This window comes from Aeromonas sp. FDAARGOS 1406 (assembly GCF_019048565.1).
Lineage (GTDB): Bacteria > Pseudomonadota > Gammaproteobacteria > Enterobacterales > Aeromonadaceae > Aeromonas > Aeromonas caviae.
This window is the reverse complement of sequence record NZ_CP077378.1, coordinates 973,960-997,636: the sequence shown is the minus strand read 5'-3', so window position 1 is coordinate 997,636 and position 23,677 is coordinate 973,960. Positions and strand designations below refer to the sequence as shown.

The window sequence follows — 23,677 nt, the reverse complement described above, 5'->3', positions numbered from 1 at the left end:
CTAGAGCTCCATTTCCAGTCGCAGGGTGCGCCGTTCGTGATACTCCTCGATGGCGCGGCGGGTAGAGGCTTTGTTGCGGGCCATCCGCGCTTGTTCGGCGGACGGGGCGGCGTCTACGTGGTACTTGCGGCGGGTGGGTGGCACCATCGCGCCGCGAAAGCCCATCAACTGGGCCTCGGTCAGTGGTTTCATGGTCTGGGTCCTGTGGTGGTTATCCGAAGGCGGCCACAGCTTCGACGCAATGGTGTTGCCAGCTCCACCGGAGCCGCCTTGGGATACCGGCTCGCAAGCCGGGATCCGTTCACATTCACGCGCCGCTTTCCGGTTTGAACGGGGTATCGGCGCATCCCTACCGGCATCGGGATTCGTGGTTGTGAGCCGGTTCCAGGTTGTTAAAGAGCGAGCTCAACCGAATTTGGCGTGAGCGAAGCCAAAGCATCCTTGCGGTGCTTGAGAAAGAGGCTTTGGCTACGGCGCTATCAGGGAAGCGCCAGACCCTGGTCAGATGGCTTTGCGGTGAAACTGTATGCGCCAGTGGAGGAGGGAGCTGTGCTTGGTGATGCCGGCGGTGCGCTTCTGGGCTGCACGGGCGGCAACAATCTGGTGCCGCTCGGTGGCCATCATGGCAACCGCCAAGCGTTGCTTGATGGTTCGGCGGCGGGCGGCGTTGCCGTTCAGGCGGTCGGCGATGGCGGCAACGATCTGGTCTGCACGTTTCGCGGCCCTGGAAAAAATGCGCTTGGTCATGGTACATTCACTCCTGTTGGCGAGTTGGTCCTCGCTAATTCCCACGTGATTCGTCATGCTGGGTCCTGTTGCTAGGGTTGGTCCCCTGGCAACATCCGATTGGGGTGGTACCCCAGTCCTTCAAAGCCCCGCCCTGTGCGGGGCTTTGTCGTTCTTCCGCGCTGGTCAGGCGCTTCACTACTGCCCTGGTTGGGGCTGGGTCCTGTTGCTGGTTGTCGATGATGCTTCTCAACCGGTTGAACACTGAGCCAATGCTCATGCGGTTGAGTGCTCCCGTTCTTGGCGGGAGCGACTCGTTACGCAGCCGCTTGCAAGCTGGCTGCCCGGGCCCGGTGTTCCTTACCCGCCTCGGTCTTGACGGTGTAGAACAGGCCACCCCCGCGGCGTTTGCCGAGGTCGGTGATGTCGGTGATCACGGCCGGTACGGAGACGCGGGTACGGGGGTTGGTGTACTGCACAGGGTCATTGATTTTCATGAGTTGGTCCTCTGTTTGGTTCTGTTTGTGCTCAAGCTACGAGCGATTCGATTGTTTTACCGAACAAGGTGAAGGTTAATCTTCGAGAACGTAAGCGTCAATGAAAAATGTTCGTTAAAGCGAACTTTTTTTGAGAGCGGTGCCGTCGCCCCTAAATGACAGGCACAAAAAAGCCCGCGTGAAGCGGGCTTGATGGGGGGAGGGGCAGGCTACTCCTTTACGTCACGACGTAGTTCAACCATCCGACCATAAACAATTGCATCTTTGATTGGCACAGTGCCGAGACGCTGATCATCTGTTACGAGGCTAATGCCTGATAGGCCATCAAGGGCTTTGAGAAGCCTGCGCTGCTTGTTGTCACCCAACTGGACCAAAAGTATGTCTTCATGACTGGGGGTTCTGTCTGCCAAGTCAATTACGCAGATATCACCAGTCTTAATGCCGGAGCCAGCGAGATTGTCATCGTTGGCAACCACCCCAATGAGTTGCCCGTCCAACTCGCTAAATATATGGCGCCCGCTATCCAGGGTAGAGAGCGCATCAGACGGATGCTTCCCCAGTTCTGACATCTCCCATACAGGTACTTTCCCGAGGTTGGTGTCGGTCACGTAGGTACCACTTTCTTTGCCGGTGTAGAGCCAAAGCGGGTCACAGCCAAGGGCTTTGGCAATAGAGAGAAGGCTACTCACTCGCAAGTCTTTTAACGGGTCCGACAGCAGGACGGAGATCACGGCCTTGCTGATCCCTGATTTGCGAACCAGGTCAGCCTGCTTGTAGCCACGCTCCTTCATCATGTATTCCAGTCGATCTCTAAAAGAGGTCATGTCGTTCCCGTTCGCTAATTAAAACACAGATGTATTTTCACCTATTACATGTCCGGAATGTCGATGGTTGACTTGTTCGCAAAAACGAACCAAAATGGCGCCTCCACTCAAGGGAGCAACAAAGGACCCTGACCAATGAAAAAACAGGACGCCATCAATTTCTTTGGCGGCAATAACGCTCTTGCCCGGGCGCTTGGTGCAGGCAAAAGCACTGTGTCCGAATGGCCTGAAGTCATCCCAGAGCAGTTTGCAACCCGCATCCACTTCAAGTCAGGCGGAAAGCTGGATTTCGGCTTGGAAGATTACCGTCCTGTTCAACAGGAATCCCAGCAGGCCGCCTAACCACCGGCCTGTTTTTCCACCCAACACAGAGGACCAACTCCATGGGAAGAATATCGCTCCCCGATCATGAAAAACTCGACACGCTGTCACCGCTGAAGGTGCGTGGCACCCCGGGCCAGCGCCAGGTGTGGCAGGAAGTCGGCGCAGAACTGCGCATGACCGAAACCGCATTTGCCCGCACCTCGTTGCTGATCCTGCTCAAGGCCATATCTCAACATGAGCCACAAATCCTGGCGAGGGCCGTGAAACGGGCTAATCGGAGCCTGCTTGAACAGGGATATCCGCCCGTGACCGTCGAGGAGATCCTGGACGGCTCCGGCCTTCCCGAGCGCGGCCTGCTCCAGTTCAGCCCGGAAGACGAGGCCACCTACAACGAGGAGCGCCCCCTTCGCCCCCTGCAAAAACTCATCAACTTCGTCCTCGGGAGGTAACCCATGACCACGCAACTTCGCCCGCCGCGCCCGGCTTCCCAGCATGTCAGCGATCGGGACAACATCATCCTGAAGTCGGTCATGCATGAGCTGGCCCTGGCCCTCGATGAGCCGCTGATTTCGACTGCCCATGCCGCCGGTACCAACCGGCAGGCCCTGCGCCTGGCCCGCGAGCTTGAGGCTCGCACCCTTGAACGCGCCGAGAACCAGCCTAGCGCCTAATTTCCTTGGCCCGCCTCACCACCGGGCTTTACAAACCAGGACCCAGCCAATGACCAATTCAACCATGGCCCATGGGGGCCACCCATTGCCTCATGATCTCGACCACTGCCCGCGATGCGGCAGTGAACTCCGATCCAGTACCGATGACCACGCATTTGAGTGCCCGGCCTGTGCCTACACCGAGCAGGAGGTACGCCATGCATCCTAAGGAGTTCATCGAGCGCCATGTTCGCAAACTTCTGCTCGCTGACGGTTTCTCTGCCGAAGCTACCCACCTGGTCTGTAAGGAGGCTGTCAGCCACTACGAGAAGAGTTCAGGTTTCCGGAAGGGGGCCGTGTTTTTGGAGTGTCTGAGGGTCGCCAAGCGCATGGCCAAGCTGGTCCAGAAGAAACAGCGCCAGCAGGCGAGAGAAGATAAGAAGAAAGGGAAGGTGGCGGCATGAGCATGCTACTGATGGCCAAGGCCATGAGTATCAAGGTGGGTAATCCACTTCGGAAGTTGGTGCTGATCAAGCTGGCGGACAACGCCAGCGATACTGGCGAATGCTGGCCTTCTCATCAGCATATTGCCGATCAGTGTGAGATATCCAGGCGTTCAGTCATTACCCATATTGATGCGCTTTGTGAGACAGGGTTGCTGCAAAAGAGCTCTCGCATTGGGCCTGCAGGTAAGCGATCCAACGTGTATATCCTGACACTTGATAGTGCAGGAGCTGCGTATCCAAATGTGCAGGAGATTCACATGGTATGTGCAGGAGATGCACAAACCCCTAGTGCAGGAGCTGCACATAGAATCAGTCACTCTTTAGATCCAGTCATTGAACCAAAGATCCCCCCTGTATCCCCCCAAGGGGACAAACGCCCAGACAGTGGGTCGCCACGACGAGGTACCCGCTTGCCGAATGACTGGGTGCTCCCTGGCGAGTGGGGGAGGTGGGCTATCCAGGAGACAGGCCTCCCCAGGGAGCGGATCCTGCTGGAGGCGGCCACGTTCGCGGATTATTGGCAGGCGCTGCCCGGCGCCAAGGCCGTCAAGCTGGACTGGGAGAAGACCTGGCGTAACTGGATACGTCGGGCTGCCAGCTCGTTCCGGACCACTGCGCAGCGCAAGCCACTGGAAAACCTACAGGCGGCCCAGCAAGCCGCTAAGGCACTCAGGGAGTCGGGGAGGGGGGTCTATGACGACAGTACTCCGCTCTGACGAGGCGACGGCTCTGAGCACACCAGGGGACGCGCTGCAGGTCAGCGCCCGGATGTCGGTGTTCCTGGCCGAGGAGCTGCTACCGCTGATGGCCGGGCTCTGGCCAGGCAGTGCTAACCAGCTGGACAGCAATGCCCGCGGCGTGGCGCTGGCCTGGGGGAGCATGCTCAGGGGCTTCAATGCGCAGCAGATTCGCGAGGCGGTGCTGCAGCTTGGAGAGGATGCCGATCGGCAGTTCGCGCCGCGGCCGGCAGAGGTGAGGGCCGCCATCCTACGGAATAATCCCGTCCCCCGAGCCGCGCCAGTTGGCCGCCAGGTGTCGATGAGGGCTTGCGAGATGGAAGCTGAGGTGCGGGTGTTTCAGAGGGATCGATGCGCTTCGGCAGAGGAGATAGACGCTGAGTTGCAGCGGGTTCTGGCCGAGAAGGCCCGACAAGGGATAAATGTGACAGATAGTGGAGCACAAAAATTAGATTTGTGACATGATGTTCTCTAATATTTTGTTAATCTAAGGAAGGTGCGAATAAGTCATATGGCACGAGAGCATTTACTGGTAACCCATTGATATTAAATGACTAAAATTTTCATTTTTTGTTCGTGGGATACTTGTTCGCACTTTCCCTAAAGTATTTGCGCAGGAGGGGTTAGGAAAAGATGAAAGATGAAATGCTACATGGTTTTTTTCTTGAGGCCTTAAGACGGACCGATGGTTATATTGCGTCTGCTGATCAGAAGGCATCTTTCACTCTTGCGGGTGGAATAGCTTTTCTTGCTATTTATGCCTCTTTGTTTGATAAGTTGTTTTCAATGCCTGATACAATACTTTTAAAGCCCGTGATTGTCAGCATTATTGGGGTTTCGATAATTCCGTGGGTTGTGTGGTTCTATTTAATCATGAAAGTGTTTAAGCCTAATGTTACGCCAGGAATAGAAAATTCATATGTGTCATTTGCCACAATGTGTACTCAGAACAAGTCACAAAGTGACCTATTGAGTAAGTTGGATGGGTGCTCATACGACTTACCCACTCGGGATTTGATTCGTGATGTTGCAGAAAACTACTGGATTTGTAGCCGAATCTGTTTGGATAAAATGGCATCATTTAGATCAAGTCTAAATTGGCTATCCTTCGCTATAGCGTTGACGATCTTAGTAATAGCTTTATTTTCTTTCTTGAAGGCGGGCATCATTTGATGCCCGTAAATTCTACTTTATTAATACTCCAATTATATCCCTAAAAACAGGGTTTCCCCTAGCATCACTTATTCGGCATTCCATGGTATGCAATCCTCGGAATGAAGTTGCTTCCTCAATCGATACATTAATTTCCTCCCTGGAAACTACTCCAGTCATAGGATTTCTTGATTGAGATATAACTCTTTTGCCCTTGTATTGTCTTATCCCCCTCTCATTCAAAGGGGTGTCATTACCGTGATTAGTTTTGTAAAACTCTGCGGTTAATGGAAAATTCAATCCTGAGTTTTTGGCTACACATACACTAAAAATTAAATCGATACCTTTTTCTAAGAATTCACATGCAGAATACAGCGGGAGCCATTCGCCCTCTTCCTTATATTCACATTTGAATTGAATGTGGTTGTGCGCAATAATTCCTCTCGATTTCCCTGAACGGTAACTTGTCGGGAACGATATGATTTCTATATATTTGTTAAGATTAAGTTGTCTCATTCTGTAATCAATAGGTTTTCCAAGTCTATCTTCGAGGTTTGGAGTTAAAAAATCTAGATCCCTTTCTATTCCATTAATAGTTTCTGTTTTGTATTTTGAATAAAAATCCGGCCAATTAATGAAGTCAAGAAGAGTCTGGCCAAGCATTACCTCATTAATGTCAGCTTGGTTTTGTAGCTTGGAAGCCATATCAACTTGAAGGCCTGCGGCTGATATTTCACCCACGCCAAAATAACCAAATCCCCCCCATATTATTTGCTCATTATCGCCAAAGTCGCAGCCAATTCTGAAGCCAATATCTTGTGGTTTATATCCTTTTTTTTCTAACCACGGTACGATGCTATCATCCATCATGCACTTTAGAACTGCTGCGCAGTTTATGGCATCAGCCACCGCATTCTCTTTATCACCTCCACTGCTGCCCACAAAAAAGGCCATTACGGCATCCCCCATTATTCGGTGGACGTGACCATCTAGCGAGCGTATGACTTCAATACACATCTGAATTATTGTGTTTTTATAATAAAAAACCTCTTCCAGAGGGTAGAGAAGGGATAATCTTGTAGAACCCTTTATGTCGAAAAAAAATGTACATGCATAATGATTATTTAAGGATTCTCCGTTGTTATAGTCAAGGCCAATAATTTTTGATGGAACTCCAATTTTGCTGCTATTTATTCCTCTCTTGTTAAAGAAAGGTCGAAGTTCTCTTTGTAAGGCATATTCCTCTTGCGGGCCAACAGGTAGATTAAGGTGTTCATCTTCTTGAAGCATCTCAGTGCCAGCTCTCTTTTGAAGAGCTTCAGGTAATATATTTTCATTACCTATGGATTCCATTGAGTTGCTTTTATATGTCTTATTGCTTTTAACAGATTCAAAAATATCATCTAAGTGTTTTTCAAAATTCAGCATGCCTAATGTGACCCTATATTTTTTTTAAAAGAAAAATTTAATAATGGCTCATTTGGTTGGGTTTTGCTTTATATACTTCTGTGTATAAATAATTATGATTAACTTGAAAGGAGATGAGGCGCTGACCATAAAGTGAAAGGGGATTTCATTCCCACAGGTATATAATACATGCTAAAATTCCATTGATTAATCAGTCAACCTGTCTGCCCTTAACTTGCTCATTATTACGTAGCTTTCTCCAAGCTTTTGAGCCTCGCTCCCAAACGGCTATACCGTCAGTTAGTTTTCTAAATTCCTTGAGAACGTCCGGATTGATACCTAGGTTCCCATTTTTATTTTTATAAACGAATTCGTCGCCAAATTGAGATTTTATTTTGTAAACTATCGTTTCTTGATAGAGATAATGGCTTGATTGAAAATGTGAGAACATCCACTCTGCAACATCACGGGCTGTAGCCATTTTCTTCTCCTTAGATTGTGGAATATACAAGGCGCGTACCGTGTTGATATAGGGGGCTGTAATTAATAGCTACCGCCCCTAAGTTACAGCCCCCAGATTGCTTTCTTTGACCTGTGATCTGATGACAGTTCCTTGTCATGGGTAGGCCTTGCATGGAGCTTGGGTACCGTGCGGAAATCGTATCTCAAACGGTGCTGGTTGTTGAGTGAAAAGAAGGGGGATTTGAGAGGGGATCACAGATTTTGTGTGGGCTGCAGGGGTAGAGTGAGTGGGAGACAAGTACCCACTCAGGGTATGAAGCGTAAAGCTCGCACGAGGGGGCTGCCCTGAAACTCTTGGAACGATTACGATACCTTCGTAACGGCAACTGACAACGCGTACTCATAGAGTGATACAGAGGGGACCTCTGAACAGGCAAGCTTGAGGTCTTCACTGATCTGCTTGGCAATGATTATCCCACGCACTGTCTGTCCCGGTTCGGCATGGTTCTTCTTGATCCAGCTGACATAACGCAGCAGCTGACCGACTACACGGTCATAACCCTTCGATACCTTGAGTTCTATCACGACATAGTTGCCTGAACCATCCACAGCCAGCAAGTCGATGAAGCGGCCGCCCACAGGGAACTCTAGGCCGGTGATCCCTTCGTCCATATAGAGTTTTAGTGAGGGTTCAATGATGTGCAGATTCTTGGCTAAGTAGTCCCTCAGGTCATGTTCGTAGGCAAACTCGCTGGAGCCCTCGAGCGGTGTGTCCACGGGGGATTCATCGACAACCGGGGTGAGAAGGGTTATAGGCGTTGGGTCTCTGCCAGGTTCGTACAGGCGATAATTCGAGGTGTCGATTTTGAAGAATAGATCGTCTGTACCGTCAGTTCTCGGGCTGTACTGCAAACGAGTAGGGACGTTTATAGATTGCCTGATTAGATGGGCTGCAACGGTGCCTTGCTTTACGTTCGGATAGTGTTCTTTGAACCATTGGATTGCTTGCTCTCGGAGGAAAGGGACTCCGGGTTGCAGGCCCATGGAAACGATCATATCGTGCATCAATAAACGTACTGGCTTTTCGTTCAATGTCGCCATTTAGGATTTTCCACTTCTATCGAGGGGAGGGGCTTAGAGAAGATAAGTAGATCGGAGTAGCTACCGCCCTTAGGTTTCAGCCCCTAGATGCTGATTTTTACCTGTGATCAGATGACAGTTCCTTGTCATAGGTAGGTCTTGCATGGAGCTTGGGTACCGTGCGGAAATCGTATCTCAAACGATGCCAGTTGTTGAGTGAAAAGAAGGGGGATTTGAAAGGGGATCACAGATTCACAGGGGAGGGCTGCTGAGGACGTTAGTGGAGCAGGGATGAAGCCCTGCTCCTGGGCGGGGAGCTCTAAGCAGAGAGAGCCGGCTCAGCCCTGAAAATCTCGTCACGGTGATAGGCGAGGTATGCAGCTTGCTTAGAGTTGAACGGGCGGACGTTCAGGGGCAGCTCAACGCCCCACTGCTGCAGCGCCTGCTCGATGCTGAGCTCGGCACACAGCAGGTCGCCGGCGTCAGTGAAGGTAATCCAACCCCGGTCGAATAGCTTGTCGATGTGAGGGGAGAGCAGCAGGCCGTTGTTCCCATCCAGGCGTTCGGCGTTGTTGTCGCACTTAGACCAGGGCTTGATGTGGCTGGCAATAAGCAGGGCTTTGGTGGTGACGCCGGTGACCCGGCAAACAGGCTCAATAATTTCCAGTTTTTTGCGGAAGTCGCCCTGGCCGATACGGGCTTTGGTCAGCTGCAGCTTTTCTGTGACTTCCAGGGTTGAGGCCTTGATGGCTGCCTCGATGGCATCACCTTCCAGTTCGGCCTGATGCTGCTCGATGCCATCGACAAAGTCGGGGTTCACGCGGTTGGCCAGTGAGAGCAGCAGGTTGCCCAGCTCATTGCTGATGCGGGCGAGGTAGCAGCTCTGGTTTCCATCCCCGTTTGCCCGCAAAGGGGAGTTTTTCGAGGGGAGGATGGGAACAATCAACTCCAGGTGGTCCTTCGGACGGATTGGCTTCTCCAGCAGCTCCCAGTCGATGCGAACCTCCCAGCCAGTATCTGACCAGGAATCACCGGCGCTGCCGAACTCAGAGGGCTTAGACTTCTCACTGCAAGGGGCTGCTACCAGGCCAATGGCCTTGATAAGCCCGCCGGCGTAGGAGATAACAACGTCCCCCGGCTGGGTCAGCGTGAGGTTGATATAGGTCTGGTTCTTCGAACCGTTGCGGTTCGTCTTGGGAGACCAGATGTAGCCGCCCCCGACCTCTGCACTGTACGTTTGCTTATGGTTTACCCACCAGAATGCCACTGTAATCCCCTCGAGACTGCTGACCACGGATAGAGGGCCCAATGGTAACTCGATTGGTTCCATATGTAGAGGGGGCCGCCCATCGTTGATTGGTATTGAGGACAGCAGCAGGCCAACATCAAGCCCTGTTTTTAAGCGCCCGGTTTATGGCTCTCAAGGATAATACTGGAGTGCCCATATAGAGCATATATATGCCTCCAATAATCATGATGTTTATTAGAATTAGTGGCCGTCCATTCAGAGCAAACAACCCGTGATCGATTTGAAAATATAATGCAATCAGCCCTAGTATCAAAAAAAGAAAACCAAAAAAGAGATGGTAGAACCCAAAGAAATGATCTAGGAATCCAACATCAAGTTTGTACTTCCCATCACTGCCCCGGATTACCTTTGGGTAGAGTTTCAGAGCGTTGGCAAACTGATGAAGTGTCCTTTCCCCTCCTAGTTTATTGTGCAGCATGAATACCTGGTCTATCAGGGATTTCTTGGCCCTGACGCCATATACAATCTTAAAATGTTCACTCTCAATCTCTTCTTTAAGGTTCTTCTTGAAAGATGAGCTGATGTTATCACTCTTAATCGTGTTTTCCAGGTCGGTTACTCGACGCTTCCTGTGTGCATGATAAGCATCGAGTAAAGGGAACGATTTATATATCAGGCTTGCGATGATGACTGCGATCAGGATTGCATAATTGCCTGACTGCAAATGAGCCATTGCTTTCTCTATTAACTCGAACATGAACAATCTCTTAGTCGATAAGGTGATCAGAGGAAGTAAATCATACAAGGGACTCAGATTGTTCTGAATGGTTTTGTTGTGCGTGACAGAAATTCTCAACAGTGGGTACCATTGCCAATGCCGGACCTAGACCACCCGGCTTTGAGTAACCAAAGGACCCAGACCATGACCAAACCGCATACCCGAGATCTATCCATCGCGACCCAGTTGGGGCGCGTTATCGCCGTCATGAGCGACGGCAAGGCCCGCACCCTGCGCGACATCGAACGCGAGTGCTGGATCCGCTACGGCCACGCTGACACCCAGGCCGCCATCAGCGCCAGACTGCGCGAAGTCTGCTGCCACGGCTGGGAGAAGCACTCCAGCAACCAGAACATCGACGGCAAGCAGGTGTGGCATTACAACCTGACCCCGTTCCCTACCGCCGAGGCTGTTGCAGCCAAGGTGGTGGCGGCATGAGCTACCCCAAGTATTTCCTGCGAAGCCCCGACATCCGCTCCCGGGCCAGCCAACTGGTCGCCAGCCTGCCGGTTGACCAGGACAAGCCGCTGGTCATCGAGATCAAGGAGCTGACCCGAACCCTGGCCCAGAATGCCCTGTTCTGGGCCGTCATGACCGATATCGCCGAGCAGGTGGTCTGGCACGGCCGCAAGCTTTCCAAGGAGGACTGGAAGCATGTGCTCAGCGCCGCCCTGTACCAGCAGGACGTGGTGCCGAACCTCAACGGGGACGGCTTCGTGGTGCTGGGCAAGTCCACCTCCAAGATGACCGTGCGCGAGATGCGCGACCTCATCGAGCTGGCCCAAGCCTTTGGTGCTGAGCAGGGCGTGAAGTTCGGGGATGAATCCCGCCGAGGTTTCGACTGGGTGGCCGCCTACGGGAGGGCTGCATGAACAAGACCAAGGCTGATAAGCAGTGGTTGGACGATGTGAGCTCGCTTGGCTGCATTGCCTGCCGGAATGCCGGGTATGGCGCCACGCCAGCGGAAATCCATCACGTGCGCTCTGGGTCTGGCATGGCCCAGCGCGCCGAGCACACCCGGGTGCTACCGCTTTGCCCGCGACATCATCGTGCCTGCTACCCCACAGGGTTCCACGCTGCCCCGCGTTCCTGGCAACAAGATCACGGCAGCGAGGAGACCCTGCTGGAGCAGGTGGCCAGAGAAGTCACCGAACTGCGCAAGAACACCATCGGGAGGGCGGCATGATCCACCTTACCGCCCTCGATGCGACCCGGTTGCTGGGTAGCAGCCCGAAGGTCAGGAGCGCAGCCAACCAGGTGCGCAAGGCGCAGCAGGTCATTTCCCTGCACGACAAGGTGCTGGCCCAGCTGGTCGGCCTTCCTGACCCCGCCACCGAGCTGTTGTTTCACCCCAAGCGCAAATGGCGCTTCGACTACGCCTGGCCCACTCGCATGATCGCCCTTGAGGTCCACGGCGGGATCCACTCCGGTGGCCGGCACACCCGGGGGAGGGGGTTCGTAGAGGACCGGGCCAAGATGAACGAGGCCACCTTGCTCGGGTGGACCGTGCTGGAAGTTACCCCGGAACACATCAAATCCGGCCAGTTGCGTGCCTGGCTGCTCGCCGCTTTCAATCAGGACCCAGGCCAGAGGACCAAACCATGACCAACTCTATCGAAATGGCTCTGCGCCTATTCTCGCCGAAGGGGGCGCTCCATGAGCCCGCCGCCGGCAGGCAGTTCAATGCTCTGGGCCGGGACGAGTTTATCGGCGCCCTGCAGGTTGCCGCAAAGAGCAACCCGCAAGGGCTCCAGTTCCTCATGGCCGACCACCTGGGGGATGAACAAGCCCTTGCGTCGCTGCTGACGCACTTCAGCGCCACGCTGGGCAGCGAAGAGGCCGGTGGTATGGCCATGGCTATCCTGCTGCGCCGCCCCCTGCCTGAGCAGCTGGAACACTTGGTGCTGTCTCACCCGCACTATGACAAGGAGCGCCGCCGGGCCGCCGTGGTGATGGAGAAGGCCAAGCGAGCTCACCGCGGTGGCAATGGCCACGAGTACCAGCGCCTTCTGGCCGAGCGGAACGAGATCCTGCAGTTGGCCCGCGACCACTGTGTCGTCGAGATGCTGCGGTCTGGTCGTTGTCCTTATTGCAAGGGAACCGGGGTCCGCCCCCGCAAGGGGGACGATTGCCCGAAGTGCCATGGCTCCGGGGGCATCATAACGGACATGAGTATGGTGTCGCGCCGGTTCGGGCAGGAGATGCGCCAGCGTGTAGATCTTGCTGTTGATGAAGTGATCCACCAGGCGTCAGATCTAGCCAAGGTCATGGACCGGCAGGTGAGGGAAATGCGGGCTGCATGAGAAGATTTTTATCGCAGTTACGTGGAAACAATCACGTTGGAACCGACGAACGTGGCGTTCGAAAGCCGTTGAAAAATAGACACAAAAATCGATGCGTAAAGTGAGCGCTGATGTTGGCAGCTCAAACTGCATCGTTTTCAGGTACGATTTAAACATCAACCGCGGTTGATTTTCGCTAGTGAATTGATCATTATTGAGCAACCAAAACGGTCAACTTTTGGTTGAGATTTTCGCGAGTTCTTTCGTGAAAAAAGGGCCCGAAGGCCCTTGGTGTTTACACTGGTATGTTAAGTGATTTGAGAACTTCTATCAGGATTTTGATTGCACTCAAAACCTTGATGATTTCCGGAAGCGCTCTACCGATAGAGGAAAATGCTTGTAACATTCCCACTCTATCTTCAGAAGGCCCTGCAGCTTGTAACTGTGGGGTCTTCGCATTTTCGGCCGCAGCCGTACTTCGTCGCCCTTTCGAGCGTCTTGATTTCGCCATGTCGGTTCTCCCTAGGCGGTGGATAAAACTTCTTGTTTAGCTGCATTTGCATGTCTCCTTTCTGGTGCTGGATGGACAACATCAGGCTCTTGAATTTCAAGATATAGTGTTGTTTTAACTTCGAACTACAAGATAGTGAGGTCGGCACGGCATTGCAATCTGTGGGTAACGCATTAGCTGTGGATAAATTGTGGGTATTGGGGCTGTAGTTAGTGGGTGCTCACAGCGAGTGGGTTTTCATTCGTCCGCTCCGATAGATGCAAGTTTTATGATCTAGCATGAAAAATTTAAATATCTTTTTTTGCTTGCGAAAAGGTTGTGTTTTTCGTAGCAAATAACCCCTGAACCCCTTACGCAGCAAGGGTTGTAGGGCAAAGTGAGTCCATATTCTGCTAACATGCAATTTGTGAGTCGAGTGGCATCTCGGGGTTTTGGCTAATTTCGATGCCTTGACATCCGCTTTTCACCAAGGAGGAGGCATGGAAAGCAAGCTGAAACCTTTCGCTCTTCAGATCGCCGGTTGGGGGCTGCTCCACGGCGATTTCTTTGACTTTTACGAGGTGGCCGAACGGTTGGGCATCCCTGTTGAGGTGGCCCGCGAGTCGGTCATTTATCTCCGGTCACTCCGCTATGTGGAGACGCTGGCGGAGTCGAGAAGCTGCAAGCGTGAGGTGGGCAAGAGAAGCTCAAAGCGAGTGTTTATCAAGGTCCTGGCCATCCACCCCGAACCGCCTCAAGGTTCACAATCTTTCAAGCTCAATGTCCTGCACTCAAAGCTGGCCCGCCTTTCCAAGGCTATGCCTTCACCTCGGGGAGCTCGCTGATGCAGGTGGTGTAGCGGGGGCTGAGCTGCTCCCGCTTCATCATCCACTCCCTTGTATCCCGGCCCCGGGCCGCGAAGTAGACCTTTCCCAACCGCCCCTGGTTGATCTTGTCGATGACCTGCATCAGTGCCTCGCTGCGGGGCGATTGCTGCTCCGCTGCGAACAGGTCGCCCTGCTGCATGTTGGCGGGAGTGAAGTCGGCCAGCATGACGCCCCCTTTCTGGTATCGCTGCTCGTCGCGCCAGATGCGGGGGAGCAGCTCCGGGATCAGGGCCAGCAGCGCCCGGGTGTCATGGGTGGGCATCGCCAGCTTGGTGCTCACCTGGTTGCCGTAGTAGGGCTCTCGGTCGCTGAACGGACTTGTGCGAATGAACAGGGTGACATGACGGCAGCACATCCCTTCCCCCCTGAGCTTCTCGGCGGCCCGCTCCATGTAGCCGGCCAGCGCCTGGTGCATGGGGCCGATCTGGGTGATGCGCTCGCCGAAGCTCCGGCTGCAGATGATCTGCTGCTTGGCCTGCGCCTCCTGTTCCAGCTCGGCGCAGGGGATCCCCCGCAACTCCTGCACAGTGCGCTCTACGACTACGCCATACCGGCGGCGGAGGCTCTTCGGGTCAGCGGCAACCAGGTCGGCCACGGTCTTGATGTCCTGGGCCTCCAGCTTGGCGGTGAGCCGCCGACCAATGCCCCATATCTCTTCCACCGGGGTGATCGCCATCAGCCGGGCGCGCCGCGCTTCATCCCGCAGATCCACCACGCCCCCGGTGGCCGGCCACTTCTTGGCTGCGTAGTTCGCTAATTTCGCGAGCGTCTTGGTGGGGCCGATGCCGACCCCAACGACCAGCCCGGTCCACTGCTGCACCCGTTCGCGAATCTGGCGGCCATAGGCCACCAGGTCGCCCGCCCAGGACTCGCTCAGTTCGATGAAAGCCTCGTCGATGCTGTAGACCTCCACAGCCGGGGCCATCCCCTCCAGAATACTCATCACCCGCTGGCTCATGTCACCGTAGAGCGCGTAGTTGCTGGAAAACCAGACCCCGCCCATGGCCTCGAAGAACTGGCGGATCTGGAAGTAGGGCACCCCCATCTTGATGCCGAGCGCCTTGGCCTCCGCCGAACGGGCCACCACGCAGCCGTCGTTGTTGGAGAGCACGACGATGGGCCGCCCCTTCAAATCAGGCCGGAACAGCCGCTCGCAGGAGGCGTAGAAGTTGTTCACATCGACCAGAGCCACGGCGCTGCTCTTGTTCATGGCGCGGGCATCTTGTGGATGACGAAGGTAACCACACCGAAGATCTCCAAGTGCTGCCCGTCACTGAAGTGGATGGGACGATAGGCAGGGTTCCCTGGTAGGAGGCAGACTGAGGGGCTGAGCTGGAGTTGCTTCACAGTGAACTCGCCATCTACGGCCGCAACAACCACACTGCCATGCACTGGCTTGCTGCTGCGGTCTACGACCAGCATGTCACCATCGTGGATCCCGTGCTCTACCATGCTGTCCCCGGCTGCCCGAACGTAATAAGTCGCGGCCGGGTGCGCTATGCATAGCTGGTTCAGGTCGATGGTCTGTTCCACATAGTCCTGGGCGGGCGACGGGAAGCCACAGGCGGCAGGAGAGAGGAACAACGGGATTTCCAACGCCGGGGCGTCGAGGTCGGGAACTGCAAACATGGTTTTTGGCTCTCAATGCTGTATATAAATACAGTATAGCGATACCCGTGGTGAAGATCACTGTGGAGCGATTGACTCCGGATTCAGGTAATATCGGCAGGTGCCCTATGCGTGGAGTCGCCAATGTCATTCAATCTGTGCTCCCTGCCGAAAGAAGAGCAGGAGAAGGTCGAGGTAGAGAAGGCCGCTGCCTATGCGGTGTGGAAGGAAAGGAACCCCGAGATCAAGATCCCAGCCGAGAGCGAGGCCGGGAACTACAAGGGGGAGATGCAGGCCTACTTCCTGCAGCAGGTAGAGCGGTACCGGAGAGTTAGGTGAATAGTCACCTCCTTCAACATTTTCAGGTCTCACCGGCTCAAGAGTTTTTCTTGGAGCTAGTGCTTGCTGGTTACCCTTCGAGCTTCGAAAAGTCCAGGGCCAGCGTTCAATGGGGTGGAGCAACAGCACACTTAGAAGGTCACGACTATCAGCATCTATTCAATGTCGGGGTGCTTGGCTGGATCGGCGAGGGCATCGGTGTTACACAGATGATGGTTGTGAAGGTGGATGATATTTTTTGTGACGAGGGAATTTGTAGAATGCTTCGATACCCATCTGGCCTGAATGGTGATGAGCTTAATGCTGTTGAGTGTGATTGGCAGTTGCTAAAGATACTTGGCCTCACAACAGATATGAATCCAGAACCCTTCAAGATTGTCCCTATACCCTAAGCGTGATCTCTGACTGGTTGAATCCCCGCCGCCCCAGCGTTAGTATTGCTCAAAGATGGCCAGAGTCCCCGTGACCCTGGCCTTTTTCATTTCTGGCCCGCCTCGTGCGGGCTTTGTCGTTTCTGGAGGGGCGATGACGCCTGACAAGGATCCACAGAACTACAGCGTGCTCGCCTATCTGGCATTCGGCGGGCTGAGCGTATGGGGAGGGCTTGTGACCTACATACAGACGGTGAAACGCGAGGGAAGGCAGTTCCGATGGGCCGAGGCGCTGCTGCAGGTGGTGGTGTCAGGGTTCGCCGGGATGTTGACCATGCTGCTGAGCTGGTACATCGCAGCCCCGCTCCCGTTGTGCGGCTTCATGGCTGGCCTGGCTGGCTTGATGGGGTCGAAAGCACTGGAGCTGTACGAACGCCGGGCAACCGGCTGGATGGGAGGGAGGGAGTGATGGTGAAAATGCGCTGGGTAGATGAAGCCCGTAGGCATATCGGGTTGACGGAGATTAAGGGGCCCCAACACAACCCCGAGATCGTGGCGATGTGGAAGGCCATCAAGCGGGGTGGCATCCGTGATGATGAAACCCCGTGGTGTGCCGCCTTTGTTGGAGCGTGCCTAGAGCGGGTCGGTATTCAGTCCACCCGGTTCGAGGGTGCGCGTTCCTATGCCTCCTGGGGGGAGAAGCTGGAAAAGCCGGTGGCAGGCTGCGTAGTGGTGTTCTCCAGGGATGGTGGCGGACACGTTGGGTTCGTAGTGGGGCAGGACAAGGCAGGTAATCTGCTGGTATTGGGCGGCAACCAAGCTGACGCGGTGAACGTGAAGGCGTTCCCTCGCTCCCGGGTAACCGCATACCGCTGGCCCGCCGGTGAGCCGAAGCCTGTAGGGGAATTGCCTGTGATGGCTGCGGCAGAGTTCTCGAAGTCCGAGGCATAGGCGCAAGCCTTGCCAATATCGCCGGGTAACCGGTAACAGCAGAGGAGAGTGCGATGGAACACATCGTTGAGGTGGTCATCAACTGGATTGTCATCCTGATGGCTGTAGTGGGCGGCGCGTCCATGGTGGTGCAGGGGCTGGCTAAGATCGCGGCCGTCACCCCGTCCACCCGGGACGATGAGGTGATCGGGAAGGTGCAGGCCTTCTTGGTTGGCCTGACCAAGGTGCTGGACAAGCTGGCTATGAACCTGCCGGCTGAGAAAGCCAGGAAGCAATAACATGAACAGCTTGCTCCAACTGCTCGACATTCTAACGGCCCTTCTGGGCCGTTGGCTTAAGCAGGAGAGGGCAAGGGAGGTGCAGGAAAGCTATGACAAGAATCATGCGGACCCACAGGGGCGTTTTGCTGAGCGTTTCGGTGCTGCTTCTGGCCAGTTGTCAGACAGCTCCAAGCCAAACAGCGAACTGCCCGCCACCCACACCCAGGCTGACATGGAACCCCGCCGCTAATGGCGGGGTTTGTCTTTCTGGGGAATCCACAGCCGACCTACTGGACTATCTCGATGCACTGGAGCGATGCGGTGGTTAATGGCATTACCGTGACCGGGGTTGTTACTCAGGTGAGGGAGTATGACGGGAGTCAGGCCCTGGTCACCCTGAATACTGGCGTCTCCGTCGTAGTACCGGCTACCCATGAGCCTGTACCTGGTGATGCCATCGTCGAAGGCGAGCTATCCCTCTAAATGGCAAAGACCGACTGGGCACAGCTCAATGCAGAGTTCCTGCAGGAGCATGAAGCGACAGGCATCAGTGTGAAAGACTGGTGCGACAGCCGCGGCCTGAACTACAACTCGGCGCGTCGCTATTTGAAATCTCGGGGGCAATCCCCTGCGCAACCTGATAAATCTCGCGTAGCTGCGCAATCTGCGCATTCCGAAGTGCGCAAAACTGCGCAATCTGCGCAAAGTGCGCAAACCAAAGGGAATGAGGCAAAGGCCAAAGGGGGAGAGCGAAGAGGGGAGAAGTCCTCCGCATCCACTCGCACTCCGGCAGACTCAGCCCAGAACCCGAAAACAAACGGCCGGGACAGCAGCGGCCGCTTCACCGAGGGCAACCCTGGCAACCCCAACCCGGTCACGAAGTGGAAGCCCGGCGACCGCCCGGCACTGACCCATGGCGGCTATGCCAAGTTCCTCGATGCCGAGGAGCTGTTCGACCAGGCTCGCGAGCTGCAACTGCGCGACGAGCTGGACTTCACCCGGGCTCGCGTCATTTCCGTCACCAAGCTGCTCAAGGGGTTGCAGCAGGATTTGGTCAACGCCAGCGAGATGACCGACCGGATTGCGCTCTACGACAAGATCCTGAAGGCCGAGCAGGCCCTCGACCGCAACATCCAGCGGATTGAGTCCATCGAGCGGACCCTGAGCGCCCTTCGCATCGACGAGGTGAGCGTGCCGAAGATTGAGGAGGACACTCGCCGGATCCGGGCTGCTGCGCGCAAGCTGACCGCCGAAGCCGATCGGCTCGAGAAGGATGGCGGCAGCGAGTCCACCCCGGTCAGCGAGATGGTCACCGAGCTGCAGGGGATGGGGACTGGTGGATTGATGTCGTGATAGCATACAAAATATAGCAACCGGTATAATTGGAGTGTGATGGTGGCTTCTAACGCGGAAATGGAAGAGCTGTACCGAAAACGACTAATGGTTGTGGCGACTGGAATACTTATTTTTGTAATTGCAGGCGGGTCTCTTAGCAAGGCAGATCCGAACGCTAATGCTACAGAAATTGTGATGTTTGGGGTGAAGCTGATATTCAGTCGCCCTAACTGGTTGGAATGGGCTGCGCTAGCCGTTATGGGATACCTCTGGTTGAGGCATCAACAATTTTCCTTTGAGGAGAATGAAAAGCTCAAAGCGCAGGTTTACGAAAACACTAGAATTAGCCGAAGAATTTCAGTAAAGGCCCTCGGGGCTGAATCAACATACTATCACGGCCCAGGCGACTATGGAGGAAAGTTCAGGAGTGTGAGATACTATCGCACAGCGTGGAAAGAATTGTTCGATGAGCACGAACCATATAATTACCCCATAAGCATCTGCGTTTCATCTTTTTATAAAATCATCGTATGTGTGACATTAATAGATAGAGACAGTGATAGGGCTGTTGGATGGAAGATGGAGAGGGTGAAAGGTGTTGTTGAACATCTTCAGTTTTATTTTTCATACGCAGTATCATATTTACAGTGTGCCTATAAGTATCCAGAGTTTTGTCATGCAAAACTGCCATCTTGGTTAGCCTGCATTAGCGCCATATCGTATTTAACAAGCCAGTTTATTATTTAGAGTCCAATATTAAGATAAACCCGCCTCGGCGGGTTTTTTATTGCCTGAGATCCCCGATGACTGAACCCGATACCTCCGCCATGACTGAGCAGGAGCAGATGGCCTACATCCGCTCGAAGCTCAGCGATAAGTGGTGGCGGATGAACAACCTCTACATGATCGAGAACGAGCAGGGCCAGCTGGTGCGCTTCCGGCTGCGCCCGGCGCAGGAGCTGCTGTTCCGGACCATGTGGTACCTGAACATCATCCTCAAGGCGCGTCAGCTCGGGTTCTCCACCGCCATCGACATCTATCTGCTGGACGAGGCGCTGTTCAACAAGAACCTCAAGTGCGGGATCATCGCCCAGGACCTGACGGCCGCCGGCGAGATCTACCGCACCAAGATTGAAGTCCCGTTCGATAACCTGCCCAGCTGGCTCAAGGCCCAGTTCAAGGTGGTCACCCGGCGCGGTGGGGCGAATGGCGGGCACATCCTGTTCCGGCACGGCTCCAGCATCCAGGTGGCCACCTCATTCCGCTCCGGTACCGTCCAGCGCCTGCATGTCTCCGAGCACGGGAAGATCTGCGCCAAGTATCCCGAGAAGGCCAAGGAGGTGCGAACCGGGACGCTGCAGGCGATCCACCCTGGCGCTGTGGCCTTCATCGAGAGCACCGCCGAAGGGGTAGGGGGCGACTTCCACGCTATGAGCATGAAGTCCCTCGAGCTGGCCAGGGCATCCGGTGAGCTCAGCCAGCTTGATTGGAAGTTCCACTTCTTCGCCTGGTGGCAGGATCCCAAGTATCGCGCCGACGTCCCCGCTTCCGGTGTGGTGATGAGCAAGACCCAGGCGGAGTATTTCGCCGCGGTCGAGAAGTCGATGGGTTGCACCATTACCGACGAGCAGCGGCAGTGGTACGTGCTGAAAGAGTCCACTCTGGGCGCCGAGATGAAGCAAGAGTTCCCCAGCACGCCATTGGAGGCCTTCCTGACCTCTGGGCGCCGGGTGTTCGACCCCATCCATACCATGGATGCCGAGGGCGATTGCATGGCCCCGCTCATCGTCTACGACATCGACCCGGTGACCGGCAAGCGGGAGAAGGCTCGCAAGCCTGAGAAGCTGGACGAGCGTGGCCAGCGCTCCCTCGAGAACATGCTGTTGGTCTGGGAGCTGCCAGACCCTGACGAGGATTACGCCATCGGCGCCGACGTGGCGGAAGGGCTAGAGCACGGCGATCGTTCAAGCCTGGATGTCACGGCCAAGAGCGACGGCCGTCAGGTGGCCCACTGGTTCGGGCATCTCGACCCAGGGCTATTTGCCCAACTGCTGGCCCACGTTGGCAGGTTCTACGGCACCGCAGAGCATGGCCCGGCCTACATCGGCCCAGAGCGCAACAACCACGGCCACGCTGTGCTGCTCAAGCTCCGTGAAATCTACCCGACCCGACGCATCTACACCCAGGAGCACATCGACCGGGACCGCGACGACGAGACGCCACGCCTCGGATGGCTCACCACCCGGCAGTCCAAGCCGATCCTCGTCGATGGCCTCAAGGCCCTGCTGCGTGCCGGGCAGTCCGGGATCCGCTGGATAGGCACCATTCACGAGGCCACCACCTACGTCTACGACAAGAGCGGCAGCATGAACGCCCAGGACGGCTGCTACGACGACCAGCTCATGAGCTACATGATTGCCCAAGAGATGCGTGCCCGGATGCCGGCCCGCATCGTCAAACCTGAATCCTTCCGCAAACCCAAGCACTGGATGGCCAACTGATGATCAACGCCCAACCCAAGACCCCTGAAAAAGGCGGCCTCGATACCCCGCGCCTGCTCAAACTGATGAGCGATATCAACGGCCAGCCGGACTGGCGAAGCCTTGCCAATCGAGCTTGCGCTTACTACGACAACGACCAACTGCCACCTGCGGTAAAAAAGGCACTCGATGAACGCGGGCAGCCCATCACGATCCACAACCTCATCGCCCCGACTATCGACGGCGTGCTGGGGATGGAGGCCAAGAGCCGCACCGATCTGATGGTGATCGCCGATGACCACGACGACGAGCTGGAGCAACTGGCCGAGGCCGTCAACGCTGAATACGCCGATATGTGCCGCCTTGGCGGACTGGACCGCGCCCGGGGCGAGGCGTATGGCGGCCAGATCAAGACCGGTGTGGGCTGGGTTGAAGTATGCCGCCGCGATGATCCGTTCGGCCCGCGCTACAAGTTCAGCAATGTCCACCGCGACGAGGTTTATTGGGACTGGCACAGCAGGGAGCCGGACCTAAGCGACTGCCGCTGGTTGATGCGCCGCCGCTGGGTCGATCTGGATGAGGCCAAGACCATGTTCCCGAGCAAGGCACAGGCGCTGCAGTGGGGCGTCAACGACTGGGAGGGGATGGTAAGCCTGACCGCCATCGAGGGGATGGATCCCAACCTAGTCAGTGCCTATGACGAGTGGAGTCAGTTCAGCGGCAAGGAGATAGAGTGGTGCAGCCGGGAGCGGGACCGGGTGCTGCTGCAAGTGGTCTACTACCGCACCTACACCATGCGTCAGGTGCTGAAGCTCGACTCAGGCCGGGCGTTGGAATACGACAAGACCAATCAACTGCATCTCGCTGCTGTGGCCATGGGGCGCGCCAAGCTGGAACGCTGCCCGGTGGCCGTGATCCGGGAATCCTGGTTCGTCGGCCCTCATCATCTGGTTGATCGACCCTGCTCTGCTCCCCACAACATGTACCCGCTGGTGCCGTTCTGGGGGTATCGCAAAGACCGCACCGGCGAACCCTATGGGCTGATTGCTCGAGCCATTCCGGCGCAGGACGAGGTGAACCTGCGGCGCATCAAGCTGACGTTCCTGTTGCAGGCCAAGCGCGTCATCGCTGACAAGGACGCCACCAACATGAGTCGAGAGCAGGTGCTTGAGCAGGTCGAGCGCCCTGATGGCTACATCGAGCTCAACCCGGACCGCGCCAACAAGACCAGCGTGAGTGATGCCTTCAAGGTGGAGCAGGACTTCAACGTGGCGGCCCAGCAGTTTCAGGTGATGCAGGACTCGGTGAAGCTGATCCAGGACACCATGGGGGTTTATGCCGCCTTCCTGGGGCAGGGCTCCACCGGGCAGTCCGGCGTGGCGATCAGCAACCTGGTGGAGCAGGGGGCAACCACGCTTTCCGAGATCAACGACAACTACCGGATGGGTTGCCAGCAAGTGGGGCAGTTGGCGCTGGCGTACCTGCTGGAAGACATGGCCAGCAAGCGCAACTACAAGGTGACCGTGAACCGGGATGACCCCCGCCGCCGCAAAACCGTGGTGGTCAACGTGGAGCAGGAGGATGGCAAACTCACCAATGATGTGACCCGGCTGCGGGCACATATCGCACTGGCGCCGATCCAGCAGACTGCCGCCTACAAGCAACAACTGGCCGAGCGGATGACCCAGGCTATGTCCCAACTTCCGCCAGAGGCTGCAGGTGCCTGCTTCGATTTGCTGGTTGAGCTGATGGATGTGCCGCGCAAGGCCGAGTTTGTGGAGCGGATCCGCAATGCCCTGAACATCCCGAAAGACCCGGACGAGATGAACGAGGAGGAGCGCGCCGCCGCCGAGCAGCAGGCTCAGCAGGCCCAGATGCAGCAGGAGCTGGCCATGCGCGAGATGCAGGCCAAGCTGGCAGAGTTGGAAGGCAAGGCTGCCAAGTGGCAGGCAGAGGCTCAGCGCATCGCCAAGTTGACCGACTCTATCCGGTTCGAGGATGCCCTCAAGCAGGCCCAGACCGGTAAGACGCTGCAGGAGATGGAGCAGTTGGCAGCCCAGCAGCAGGCGATGCAGACAGAGCAGGCAGCCCTGCAGGCGCAGCTGCTGGACAGCATCCAACAGCAGATCGACGCCATCGCGCTCTGATAGTTGCTTTCCTGACCTGCCAGCGTTACGATTTCCCCAACATGGCCCAGTCTGTCGAGATTGGGCCTTTTCTTTGGTTGAGTTGTCAATCAGTAGCGTAACTGACTCCCTTTGAGTATGATTTGTGGTGAGTCT

General features: G+C 55.6%; 36 protein-coding genes and 1 pseudogene. 25 read left to right on the top strand and 12 right to left on the bottom strand.

The features are described from left to right. The 4 genes from I6L36_RS04530 to I6L36_RS04515 form a co-directional block, all read right to left on the bottom strand. Positions 1-192, bottom strand: a complete 192-nt coding sequence (locus I6L36_RS04530) for a hypothetical protein (protein ID WP_216987031.1) — start codon at positions 190-192, stop codon at positions 1-3. 309 nt (positions 193-501) lie between these two features. After that, positions 502-747, bottom strand: a complete 246-nt coding sequence (locus I6L36_RS04525) for a hypothetical protein (protein WP_216987030.1) — start codon at positions 745-747, stop codon at positions 502-504. A gap of 296 nt (positions 748-1,043) precedes the next feature. After that, positions 1,044-1,223, bottom strand: coding sequence for a hypothetical protein (locus tag I6L36_RS04520; RefSeq protein WP_201891205.1), 180 nt, complete (start codon positions 1,221-1,223; stop codon positions 1,044-1,046). A 209-nt stretch (positions 1,224-1,432) separates the two neighbouring features. Beyond that, entirely contained in the window at positions 1,433-2,017 is a 585-nt protein-coding gene (locus I6L36_RS04515) for a helix-turn-helix transcriptional regulator (RefSeq protein ID WP_234922292.1), read from the bottom strand. 165 nt (positions 2,018-2,182) lie between these two features. On the opposite strand from I6L36_RS04515, the gene I6L36_RS04510 reads away from it, so the two are divergent. The 8 genes and pseudogenes from I6L36_RS04510 (at position 2,183) to I6L36_RS04480 (ending at position 5,437) form a co-directional block, all read left to right on the top strand. Then, the gene (locus tag I6L36_RS04510; protein WP_216987029.1) at positions 2,183-2,389 is read left to right on the top strand and encodes a Cro/CI family transcriptional regulator; all 207 of its coding nucleotides are present in this window, start codon (positions 2,183-2,185) and stop codon (positions 2,387-2,389) included. 41 nt (positions 2,390-2,430) lie between these two features. Next, a complete protein-coding gene (locus tag I6L36_RS04505; RefSeq protein ID WP_045525498.1) occupies positions 2,431-2,820 on the top strand; it encodes a hypothetical protein in 390 nt (129 codons plus the stop codon). A 3-nt stretch (positions 2,821-2,823) separates the two neighbouring features. Beyond that, positions 2,824-3,042 carry a hypothetical protein gene (locus I6L36_RS04500; RefSeq protein ID WP_216987028.1) on the top strand — a complete coding sequence of 73 codons (219 nt, stop codon included), beginning with the start codon at positions 2,824-2,826 and terminating at the stop codon, positions 3,040-3,042. 197 nt (positions 3,043-3,239) lie between these two features. Next, positions 3,240-3,485: a hypothetical protein gene (locus I6L36_RS04495; RefSeq protein WP_216987027.1), complete on the top strand. Its 246-nt coding sequence runs from the start codon at positions 3,240-3,242 to the stop codon at positions 3,483-3,485. After that, positions 3,482-3,622 (top strand): annotated as a pseudogene (locus I6L36_RS21890) (helix-turn-helix domain-containing protein); the annotation flags it as partial. The gene I6L36_RS04495 and the pseudogene I6L36_RS21890, both read left to right, overlap by 4 nt. A 315-nt stretch (positions 3,623-3,937) precedes the next feature. Beyond that, positions 3,938-4,243 carry a hypothetical protein gene (locus I6L36_RS21885; RefSeq protein WP_234929236.1) on the top strand — a complete coding sequence of 102 codons (306 nt, stop codon included), beginning with the start codon at positions 3,938-3,940 and terminating at the stop codon, positions 4,241-4,243. Then, entirely contained in the window at positions 4,221-4,724 is a 504-nt protein-coding gene (locus tag I6L36_RS04485; protein ID WP_216987025.1) for a hypothetical protein, read from the top strand. The genes I6L36_RS21885 and I6L36_RS04485 overlap by 23 nt, the downstream gene beginning before the upstream one ends. Before the next feature lie 173 nt (positions 4,725-4,897). Continuing rightward, the gene (locus tag I6L36_RS04480; protein WP_216987024.1) at positions 4,898-5,437 is read left to right on the top strand and encodes a hypothetical protein; all 540 of its coding nucleotides are present in this window, start codon (positions 4,898-4,900) and stop codon (positions 5,435-5,437) included. A gap of 12 nt (positions 5,438-5,449) precedes the next feature. Here the strand turns inward: I6L36_RS04480 and I6L36_RS04475 are convergent, their stop codons facing one another. The 5 genes from I6L36_RS04475 to I6L36_RS04455 all read right to left on the bottom strand — a co-directional run bounded on the left by I6L36_RS04475 (position 5,450) and on the right by I6L36_RS04455 (position 10,371). Continuing rightward, the gene (locus tag I6L36_RS04475; protein ID WP_216987023.1) at positions 5,450-6,844 is read right to left on the bottom strand and encodes an adenylate/guanylate cyclase domain-containing protein; all 1,395 of its coding nucleotides are present in this window, start codon (positions 6,842-6,844) and stop codon (positions 5,450-5,452) included. 190 nt (positions 6,845-7,034) lie between these two features. After that, positions 7,035-7,304: a hypothetical protein gene (locus tag I6L36_RS04470; protein ID WP_216987022.1), complete on the bottom strand. Its 270-nt coding sequence runs from the start codon at positions 7,302-7,304 to the stop codon at positions 7,035-7,037. A 344-nt stretch (positions 7,305-7,648) separates the two neighbouring features. Beyond that, positions 7,649-8,386 (bottom strand): endonuclease NucS domain-containing protein, encoded by a 738-nt coding sequence (locus tag I6L36_RS04465; RefSeq protein WP_216987021.1) that lies wholly within the window; start codon positions 8,384-8,386, stop codon positions 7,649-7,651. 298 nt (positions 8,387-8,684) lie between these two features. Further along, positions 8,685-9,632, bottom strand: coding sequence for an HNH endonuclease (locus I6L36_RS04460; RefSeq protein ID WP_216987020.1), 948 nt, complete (start codon positions 9,630-9,632; stop codon positions 8,685-8,687). Positions 9,633-9,750: 118 nt separating this feature from the next. Beyond that, positions 9,751-10,371, bottom strand: coding sequence for a hypothetical protein (locus tag I6L36_RS04455; protein WP_216987019.1), 621 nt, complete (start codon positions 10,369-10,371; stop codon positions 9,751-9,753). Positions 10,372-10,536: 165 nt separating this feature from the next. On the opposite strand from I6L36_RS04455, the gene I6L36_RS04450 reads away from it, so the two are divergent. From I6L36_RS04450 to I6L36_RS04430, 5 genes are read left to right on the top strand one after another with little or no spacing between them, the layout of a single operon-like run. Beyond that, positions 10,537-10,830: a hypothetical protein gene (locus I6L36_RS04450; protein ID WP_216987018.1), complete on the top strand. Its 294-nt coding sequence runs from the start codon at positions 10,537-10,539 to the stop codon at positions 10,828-10,830. After that, entirely contained in the window at positions 10,827-11,264 is a 438-nt protein-coding gene (locus I6L36_RS04445; RefSeq protein WP_216987017.1) for a recombination protein NinB, read from the top strand. The genes I6L36_RS04450 and I6L36_RS04445 overlap by 4 nt, the downstream gene beginning before the upstream one ends. Further along, positions 11,261-11,578, top strand: coding sequence for a Ref family recombination enhancement nuclease (locus I6L36_RS04440; RefSeq protein ID WP_216987016.1), 318 nt, complete (start codon positions 11,261-11,263; stop codon positions 11,576-11,578). Before I6L36_RS04445 ends, I6L36_RS04440 begins: the two co-directional genes overlap by 4 nt. Beyond that, positions 11,575-11,997, top strand: a complete 423-nt coding sequence (locus tag I6L36_RS04435) for a hypothetical protein (RefSeq protein ID WP_216987015.1) — start codon at positions 11,575-11,577, stop codon at positions 11,995-11,997. The genes I6L36_RS04440 and I6L36_RS04435 overlap by 4 nt, the downstream gene beginning before the upstream one ends. Next, the gene (locus I6L36_RS04430; RefSeq protein ID WP_216987014.1) at positions 11,994-12,695 is read left to right on the top strand and encodes a TIGR02642 family protein; all 702 of its coding nucleotides are present in this window, start codon (positions 11,994-11,996) and stop codon (positions 12,693-12,695) included. The genes I6L36_RS04435 and I6L36_RS04430 overlap by 4 nt, the downstream gene beginning before the upstream one ends. 274 nt (positions 12,696-12,969) lie before the next feature. Here I6L36_RS04430 and I6L36_RS04425 read toward each other — a convergent pair whose 3' ends face one another. After that, positions 12,970-13,185, bottom strand: coding sequence for a hypothetical protein (locus I6L36_RS04425; RefSeq protein WP_216987013.1), 216 nt, complete (start codon positions 13,183-13,185; stop codon positions 12,970-12,972). 479 nt (positions 13,186-13,664) lie between these two features. On the opposite strand from I6L36_RS04425, the gene I6L36_RS04420 reads away from it, so the two are divergent. Then, on the top strand, positions 13,665-14,009 hold the full coding sequence (locus tag I6L36_RS04420) for a hypothetical protein (protein ID WP_216987012.1): 345 nt from the start codon (positions 13,665-13,667) through the stop codon (positions 14,007-14,009). On the opposite strand, the gene umuC is transcribed toward I6L36_RS04420, so the two are convergent. Then, a complete protein-coding gene (umuC, locus tag I6L36_RS04415) occupies positions 13,981-15,261 on the bottom strand; it encodes a translesion error-prone DNA polymerase V subunit UmuC (protein WP_216987011.1) in 1,281 nt (426 codons plus the stop codon). The two genes, I6L36_RS04420 and umuC, sit on opposite strands and share 29 nt — an antisense overlap. Then, a complete protein-coding gene (gene umuD / locus I6L36_RS04410) occupies positions 15,258-15,680 on the bottom strand; it encodes a translesion error-prone DNA polymerase V autoproteolytic subunit (protein WP_042880557.1) in 423 nt (140 codons plus the stop codon). The genes umuC and umuD overlap by 4 nt, the downstream gene beginning before the upstream one ends. 123 nt (positions 15,681-15,803) lie before the next feature. Here umuD and I6L36_RS04405 point away from each other — a divergent pair, with 123 nt between their 5' ends. The 11 genes from I6L36_RS04405 to I6L36_RS04355 all read left to right on the top strand — a co-directional run bounded on the left by I6L36_RS04405 (position 15,804) and on the right by I6L36_RS04355 (position 23,542). Next, complete coding sequence (locus I6L36_RS04405; protein WP_113736138.1) at positions 15,804-15,998, top strand: DUF3283 family protein; 195 nt, start codon at positions 15,804-15,806, stop codon at positions 15,996-15,998. Then, complete coding sequence (locus I6L36_RS04400) at positions 15,995-16,390, top strand: hypothetical protein (protein WP_216987010.1); 396 nt, start codon at positions 15,995-15,997, stop codon at positions 16,388-16,390. Before I6L36_RS04405 ends, I6L36_RS04400 begins: the two co-directional genes overlap by 4 nt. A gap of 133 nt (positions 16,391-16,523) precedes the next feature. Beyond that, positions 16,524-16,838 (top strand): phage holin family protein, encoded by a 315-nt coding sequence (locus I6L36_RS04395; protein ID WP_045789814.1) that lies wholly within the window; start codon positions 16,524-16,526, stop codon positions 16,836-16,838. Continuing rightward, positions 16,838-17,320: a TIGR02594 family protein gene (locus tag I6L36_RS04390; protein ID WP_042880549.1), complete on the top strand. Its 483-nt coding sequence runs from the start codon at positions 16,838-16,840 to the stop codon at positions 17,318-17,320. The genes I6L36_RS04395 and I6L36_RS04390 overlap by 1 nt, the downstream gene beginning before the upstream one ends. A 53-nt stretch (positions 17,321-17,373) precedes the next feature. Beyond that, positions 17,374-17,598 (top strand): hypothetical protein, encoded by a 225-nt coding sequence (locus I6L36_RS04385; RefSeq protein WP_042880547.1) that lies wholly within the window; start codon positions 17,374-17,376, stop codon positions 17,596-17,598. 1 nt (position 17,599) lies between these two features. Next, positions 17,600-17,830 carry a hypothetical protein gene (locus tag I6L36_RS04380; RefSeq protein WP_216987009.1) on the top strand — a complete coding sequence of 77 codons (231 nt, stop codon included), beginning with the start codon at positions 17,600-17,602 and terminating at the stop codon, positions 17,828-17,830. A 71-nt stretch (positions 17,831-17,901) separates the two neighbouring features. Beyond that, a complete protein-coding gene (locus tag I6L36_RS04375) occupies positions 17,902-18,063 on the top strand; it encodes a hypothetical protein (protein WP_223955068.1) in 162 nt (53 codons plus the stop codon). Then, a complete protein-coding gene (locus tag I6L36_RS04370) occupies positions 18,064-18,933 on the top strand; it encodes a terminase (RefSeq protein WP_216987008.1) in 870 nt (289 codons plus the stop codon). It abuts the gene before it with no gap. Between the two features lie 39 nt (positions 18,934-18,972). Continuing rightward, on the top strand, positions 18,973-19,662 hold the full coding sequence (locus I6L36_RS04365) for a hypothetical protein (protein ID WP_216987007.1): 690 nt from the start codon (positions 18,973-18,975) through the stop codon (positions 19,660-19,662). 56 nt (positions 19,663-19,718) lie between these two features. Next, positions 19,719-21,416 carry a terminase gene (locus I6L36_RS04360; protein WP_216987006.1) on the top strand — a complete coding sequence of 566 codons (1,698 nt, stop codon included), beginning with the start codon at positions 19,719-19,721 and terminating at the stop codon, positions 21,414-21,416. Further along, entirely contained in the window at positions 21,416-23,542 is a 2,127-nt protein-coding gene (locus I6L36_RS04355; RefSeq protein WP_216987005.1) for a portal protein, read from the top strand. The genes I6L36_RS04360 and I6L36_RS04355 overlap by 1 nt, the downstream gene beginning before the upstream one ends. Positions 23,543-23,677 lie beyond the last annotated feature (135 nt).

Coding starts and splice junctions, on each gene's coding strand:
- I6L36_RS04530 (WP_216987031.1), bottom strand. CDS start 192: ATGAAACCACTGACCGAGGCCCAGTTGATGGGCTTTCGCGGCGCGATG.
- I6L36_RS04525 (WP_216987030.1), bottom strand. CDS start 747: ATGACCAAGCGCATTTTTTCCAGGGCCGCGAAACGTGCAGACCAGATC.
- I6L36_RS04520 (WP_201891205.1), bottom strand. CDS start 1,223: ATGAAAATCAATGACCCTGTGCAGTACACCAACCCCCGTACCCGCGTC.
- I6L36_RS04515 (WP_234922292.1), bottom strand. CDS start 2,017: ATGATGAAGGAGCGTGGCTACAAGCAGGCTGACCTGGTTCGCAAATCA.
- I6L36_RS04510 (WP_216987029.1), top strand. CDS start 2,183: ATGAAAAAACAGGACGCCATCAATTTCTTTGGCGGCAATAACGCTCTT.
- I6L36_RS04505 (WP_045525498.1), top strand. CDS start 2,431: ATGGGAAGAATATCGCTCCCCGATCATGAAAAACTCGACACGCTGTCA.
- I6L36_RS04500 (WP_216987028.1), top strand. CDS start 2,824: ATGACCACGCAACTTCGCCCGCCGCGCCCGGCTTCCCAGCATGTCAGC.
- I6L36_RS04495 (WP_216987027.1), top strand. CDS start 3,240: ATGCATCCTAAGGAGTTCATCGAGCGCCATGTTCGCAAACTTCTGCTC.
- I6L36_RS04485 (WP_216987025.1), top strand. CDS start 4,221: ATGACGACAGTACTCCGCTCTGACGAGGCGACGGCTCTGAGCACACCA.
- I6L36_RS04480 (WP_216987024.1), top strand. CDS start 4,898: ATGAAAGATGAAATGCTACATGGTTTTTTTCTTGAGGCCTTAAGACGG.
- I6L36_RS04475 (WP_216987023.1), bottom strand. CDS start 6,844: ATGCTGAATTTTGAAAAACACTTAGATGATATTTTTGAATCTGTTAAA.
- I6L36_RS04470 (WP_216987022.1), bottom strand. CDS start 7,304: ATGGCTACAGCCCGTGATGTTGCAGAGTGGATGTTCTCACATTTTCAA.
- I6L36_RS04465 (WP_216987021.1), bottom strand. CDS start 8,386: ATGGCGACATTGAACGAAAAGCCAGTACGTTTATTGATGCACGATATG.
- I6L36_RS04455 (WP_216987019.1), bottom strand. CDS start 10,371: ATGTTCGAGTTAATAGAGAAAGCAATGGCTCATTTGCAGTCAGGCAAT.
- I6L36_RS04450 (WP_216987018.1), top strand. CDS start 10,537: ATGACCAAACCGCATACCCGAGATCTATCCATCGCGACCCAGTTGGGG.
- I6L36_RS04445 (WP_216987017.1), top strand. CDS start 10,827: ATGAGCTACCCCAAGTATTTCCTGCGAAGCCCCGACATCCGCTCCCGG.
- I6L36_RS04440 (WP_216987016.1), top strand. CDS start 11,261: ATGAACAAGACCAAGGCTGATAAGCAGTGGTTGGACGATGTGAGCTCG.
- I6L36_RS04435 (WP_216987015.1), top strand. CDS start 11,575: ATGATCCACCTTACCGCCCTCGATGCGACCCGGTTGCTGGGTAGCAGC.
- I6L36_RS04430 (WP_216987014.1), top strand. CDS start 11,994: ATGACCAACTCTATCGAAATGGCTCTGCGCCTATTCTCGCCGAAGGGG.
- I6L36_RS04425 (WP_216987013.1), bottom strand. CDS start 13,185: ATGGCGAAATCAAGACGCTCGAAAGGGCGACGAAGTACGGCTGCGGCC.
- I6L36_RS04420 (WP_216987012.1), top strand. CDS start 13,665: ATGGAAAGCAAGCTGAAACCTTTCGCTCTTCAGATCGCCGGTTGGGGG.
- umuC (WP_216987011.1), bottom strand. CDS start 15,261: ATGAACAAGAGCAGCGCCGTGGCTCTGGTCGATGTGAACAACTTCTAC.
- umuD (WP_042880557.1), bottom strand. CDS start 15,680: ATGTTTGCAGTTCCCGACCTCGACGCCCCGGCGTTGGAAATCCCGTTG.
- I6L36_RS04405 (WP_113736138.1), top strand. CDS start 15,804: ATGTCATTCAATCTGTGCTCCCTGCCGAAAGAAGAGCAGGAGAAGGTC.
- I6L36_RS04395 (WP_045789814.1), top strand. CDS start 16,524: ATGACGCCTGACAAGGATCCACAGAACTACAGCGTGCTCGCCTATCTG.
- I6L36_RS04390 (WP_042880549.1), top strand. CDS start 16,838: ATGGTGAAAATGCGCTGGGTAGATGAAGCCCGTAGGCATATCGGGTTG.
- I6L36_RS04385 (WP_042880547.1), top strand. CDS start 17,374: ATGGAACACATCGTTGAGGTGGTCATCAACTGGATTGTCATCCTGATG.
- I6L36_RS04380 (WP_216987009.1), top strand. CDS start 17,600: ATGAACAGCTTGCTCCAACTGCTCGACATTCTAACGGCCCTTCTGGGC.
- I6L36_RS04370 (WP_216987008.1), top strand. CDS start 18,064: ATGGCAAAGACCGACTGGGCACAGCTCAATGCAGAGTTCCTGCAGGAG.
- I6L36_RS04365 (WP_216987007.1), top strand. CDS start 18,973: ATGGTGGCTTCTAACGCGGAAATGGAAGAGCTGTACCGAAAACGACTA.
- I6L36_RS04360 (WP_216987006.1), top strand. CDS start 19,719: ATGACTGAACCCGATACCTCCGCCATGACTGAGCAGGAGCAGATGGCC.
- I6L36_RS04355 (WP_216987005.1), top strand. CDS start 21,416: ATGATCAACGCCCAACCCAAGACCCCTGAAAAAGGCGGCCTCGATACC.